The sequence below is a fragment of the Pseudomonas sp. CG7 genome (assembly GCF_023701885.1).
GTDB lineage: Bacteria > Pseudomonadota > Gammaproteobacteria > Pseudomonadales > Pseudomonadaceae > Aquipseudomonas > Aquipseudomonas zanjanensis.
In genome coordinates, this window is the sequence record NZ_JABAEE010000156.1 from 1 (window position 1) to 4,401 (window position 4,401).

4 protein-coding genes are annotated in these 4,401 nt (G+C 62.4%); all 4 read right to left on the reverse strand.

The genetic code is table 11. The annotated features are described in order from the left end of the window. A partial coding sequence (locus HGO40_RS30185; protein WP_250966018.1) for a methyl-accepting chemotaxis protein occupies positions 1-1,223 on the reverse strand: 1,223 nt, incomplete at its 3' end. A gap of 212 nt (positions 1,224-1,435) precedes the next feature. Further along, entirely contained in the window at positions 1,436-3,340 is a 1,905-nt protein-coding gene (locus HGO40_RS30190) for a methyl-accepting chemotaxis protein (protein WP_250966019.1), read from the reverse strand. A gap of 114 nt (positions 3,341-3,454) precedes the next feature. Continuing rightward, positions 3,455-4,162: a 16S rRNA (uracil(1498)-N(3))-methyltransferase gene (locus HGO40_RS30195; RefSeq protein ID WP_250966020.1), complete on the reverse strand. Its 708-nt coding sequence runs from the start codon at positions 4,160-4,162 to the stop codon at positions 3,455-3,457. Further along, positions 4,159-4,401: twin-arginine translocase subunit TatC (locus tag HGO40_RS30200; RefSeq protein WP_250966021.1), on the reverse strand; the 243-nt coding region annotated here is incomplete at its 5' end. The genes HGO40_RS30195 and HGO40_RS30200, both read right to left, overlap by 4 nt.

Sequence of the window (4,401 nt, forward strand, 5' to 3'; positions counted from 1 at the left end):
GTGGCGGTCATTTCGTGCATGGCGGTGGCGACCTGATCGGTTTCCACTTTTTGGCTGTTGACCCCGGCGCTGGTCTGTTCGGTCACGCTTGAGAGTTGTTCAGCGGCGCTGGCGATCTGGGTAACCCCTTCACCGATGCCACCGATCAATTGCCGCAGGCCGACGGTCATGCGTTGCATGGCGCGTTGCAGTTGGCCGAGTTCGTCGCGGCGTTCGGAGGTTAGGTTGTGGGTCAGGTCGCCTGCGGCGACACGTTCTGCCACCTTCAGGGTCTCATCCAGCGGGCCGACGATTTGCCGAGTAATGAGCAGGGCGGCGATCACGCCAAACAGCAGCGCCAGTGCAGCGGCTGCGATCAGGACGCTCTTGGCCTGGGCGGTGTCGTGGTCACGCACGGCGGTCTGGGAGCCGGTGAGCTTCTGGCTGGAATCGATCAGTACCTGCCCCTGCTGACTCATGCGCTGCAATGCGGCGCCGTTATCAAGTTGGGAATCGCGGAACTGGCTGACCGCCGCTCGATAGATGTTCATCGAGTCGCTGGCCTGTTGGAGCTTGTCGGCGTGCTCTTCGGGCAACTGCGCTGGCAAGCGTGCCAAGAGTTTCAAGACATCGGTGATTGCATCGATGGCCGGTTGTTGGGCCTCGCTTTTACCGCTGTAGGTGTAGCCGCGAACCTGATAGCGCGCTTGTTGGATGGCCTTGCTCAAGGTCACGATGCTGTTGAACTGGGTGATGTCGCCACCTTGCAGCAGCGCTTTTTCCACTTCGGCGACACGGGCCACGGTGTTGTCGGCGCTGGCGCCCAGCTTGCTGCGGGCATCTTCGCGGCTGACGGTGGCGCTGGTCATCTGGGCGAAGGCGCTTTTGTATTCGGCGACGGCGGCCAGTTGCTGGTCGATCAATGCAACATCGGCTGGCTGTTCGATCAGCTCGCGAGCGGTTTTCAGCCCGGCTTCGAGTTTGCCAAGCAGGTCATTGACCTGTTGCGGCCCTTTCTCGCCCCGCGTGGTGTTGTAGTCGATGCTGGCCAGGCTCAAGTCCTTGCTCAAGTCATTGAGACTGGCAATGAACCCCAGCTTGTCGCCCCGGCTGATGACATTGCCCAGGCCGGACCAGCCGGTGAACGCAATCATCAAGGTGAGGAGCAGCACCAGGCCGAAGCCTGCGCCGAGTTTGCGGTTAACGCTTACATTTCCCAGACCCTGGGCAAGCCACCCGCACATGCTGATACTCCCTTGGAGCGCTGATTTGGTTTTATGGGGACTGTATCGGCGGCTTCGGTGGGATCTGTAGGGATTTGCCAAGATTTCGTGGCGAGGGAGTTTGCTCCCGCTCGGCTGCGATGCAGTCGTAAATCTGGAGAGTGTTGGTGGCCCCTTCGCGGCCAAGCGGGAGCAAGCTCCCTCGCCACACAGGGTTTGTGCCTGCCCTTGGGTCAGACCTTGAAGCGCCCCACCAGCGTCTGCAAATGAGCCCCCACCCGCGCCAGTTCGGCGCTGGAAGCGGCGGTTTCTTCACTGGAAGCGGCCGTCTGTTCGGAGACATCGCGAACATTCACGACGCTGCGGTTGATCTCCTCGGCCACGGCGCTCTGTTGCTCGGCCGCGGCGGCGATCTGTTGGTTCATCGACTGGATCGCGGAAACGGTGCGGGTGATGTTTTCCAGTGAGCTACCGGCACGGCGAGTCAATTCGACGCTGCTGTCGGTCAGGTTGCGACTGTTGTCCAGGCTGGACGCGACTTGTTCGGTTCCGGTCTGCAGGCCTAGGACCAGTTGCTCGATCTCTTCGGTGGACTTCTGGGTGCGCTGGGCCAGGCTGCGTACCTCGTCGGCCACCACCGCGAACCCCCGCCCGGCGTCACCGGCCCGGGCCGCCTCGATGGCCGCGTTGAGGGCCAGCAGGTTGGTTTGCTGGGCCACGGACTTGATCACGTCCAGGACGCTGCCGATCTTGTCGCTCTCGCGTTTGAGGTGGCCCATGGCTTCGGTGGAATTGCCCACAGCGTTGGACAGGCGCTCGATCTGGGCGATGGCTTCGCCAACCACCTTTTCGCCTTCGCGAGCCTGCTGGTCCGCGGCGACGGTCGCTTCGCTCGCTTGTTCGGCATTGCGCGCCACTTCCTGCACCGTGGCGGTCATTTCGTGCATGGCGGTGGCGACCTGGTCGGTTTCCACTTTCTGGCTATTGACCCCGGCGCTGGTCTGCTCGGTGACGGCCGAAAGCTGTTCGGCGGCGCTGGCGATTTGCGTGACGCCGTCGCAAATGCCACCGATCAATTGCCGCAGGCCCACGGTCATGCTCTGCATGGCACGTTGCAGTTGGCCCAGTTCGTCGCGGCGCTCGGAACTTAGGTTGTGGGTCAAATCGCCTGCCGCCACGCGTTCGGCGACCTTGAGGGTCTGCTCCAGTGGAGTGACGATCTGCCGGGTGATCACCATGGCTGCGATCACCCCGAACAGCAGGGCCAACGCAGCGGCCGAGATCAGGAAGAGGTTGGCTCTGGCGGCCTCATGGTCGCGCACGTCCGTTTGGGACAACGTGATGTCCCTACTGGCCCCGCGTAGCACAACCCCCAAGTCGGACATGCGCTTGATGGCGGCAGCGCTGGCGGCCTGGGCTTCATGGAACTGGCTGACGGCGGCACGATAGGCCTTGAACGACTCGCTGGCCTGTTGCAGGTTGGCGGCGTGTTCAGCGGGCAGTTGGGCCGGCAGGCTGCCAAGCGCTTTCAGCGCGTTATCGATGGCATCCAAGGCCGGCTGCTCGGCATCGGCCTGGCCGCTGTAGGTGTAGCCGCGAACCTGATAGCGGGCTTGCTGGAGGGCCTTGCTCAGACTCACCACGCTGTCGAGTTGAGCCGCGTTCTCGCTTTGCCGTATGGCGCTTTCAACGCTGGCGACTCGGGCCACGGTGTTATCGGCGCTGGCGCCCAGCTTGCTGCGCGCATTCTCACGACTGACTGTGGCGCGGACCAATTCGGCAACGACAGTCCTGTACTCGGCAATAACCGCCAGTTGTTTGTCGATGAGCGCCACATCGGCCGATTGCTTGATCGATTGGCGAGCAGCCTGTAGTCCAGGTTCCAATTTACCGAGGAGATCGTTGAGGTCACCTGGGCCTTTCTCGCCGCGGGTCGCGTCGTAATCCATACGCGCGGAGCGCAGGTCCTTGGTCAGGTCGTTCAGGCTGGCGATGAGCCCCAGCGTGTCGCCGTGGGCAATCACTTTACCCAGGCCGGTCCAGCCGGTGAAAGCGATCATCACGGTCAAGAACAGCACCAGGCCGAAACCGAAGCCAAGTTTGCGATTGACGCCTACGTTACCTAGCCATCGGATCATGCTGGTACTCCCTTGAAGGGCGGAATTGCGTTGTATAAAACGCTATCGGCTCAGAAAAGGAGAGCAGGAGCAATGAGTTAGATGCCTTTGGAATAGCGTGGCAAACCAAAGGGATCAGAACAGTCGTGCGAGCAGGGCCGTAACGGCAGTTTCCACCCGCAGGATCCGTTCCCCAAGCTGCACCGGTTGCAAGCCGGCCTTGCCCAGCAGATCGATCTCGTAGGGGATCCAGCCGCCTTCGGGGCCAATTGCCAGGGTGACGGGTTCCGTCAGGGCCCGGGGGCAGGGCGGGTGGTTGCCCGGGTGGCCGACCAGCCCGAGGGTCCCGTCCACAAGGGCCGGCAGGCGGTCTTCAACGAAGGGCTTGAAGCGCTTTTCAATGATGATTTCAGGCAGGACGCTGTCCCGGGCTTGCTCCAGGCCCAGGATCAGTTGCTCCCGAATTGCCTCGGGCTCCAGGAACGGCGTCTGCCAAAAGCTCTTTTCCACGCGATAGCTGTTGACCAGCACCACCCTCGGCACGCCCATGGTGGCGATGGTCTGGAACACTCGCCGGAGCATTTTCGGACGCGGCAGCGCCAACACCAGGGTCAAGGGCAACTTGGCCGGTGGAGGCTGGTCGAGGATCACTTGCAGTTCGGCTTCCCGAGCTTCCAGGCGCAGCACCTGGGCCGAGCCCATCAACCCGCCAATGCGCCCGACACGCAGGCTGTCGCCGACCGCGCTGCGGTGGACTTCCTGCATGTGGGTCAACCGGCGATCGCTCAGGATGACGCGGTCAGGCCCGATGAAGTCGGCCTCTTCGAGCAGCAGCAGGTTCACGCTTGGGTCGCTGGCGGCTGATCGTTATGGTCATCGACCGGTTGGTCCTCGGGGTCTTCCTTCCGACGTTTGCGCACCAGGCCACCGAACAGGATGCCGATCTCGAACAGTAGCCACATCGGCACGGCCAACAGGGTCTGGGAGAAAATGTCCGGCGGGGTCAGGATCATGCCGACCACGAAGCAGCCGATGATCACGTAGGGGCGGATCTTCTTCAGGTCTGTCTCTTTTTCACATCT

Excerpts from the sequence above, each read along its gene's own strand:
- HGO40_RS30190 (WP_250966019.1), bottom strand. The coding sequence starts at position 3,340 with ATGATCCGATGGCTAGGTAACGTAGGCGTCAATCGCAAACTTGGCTTC.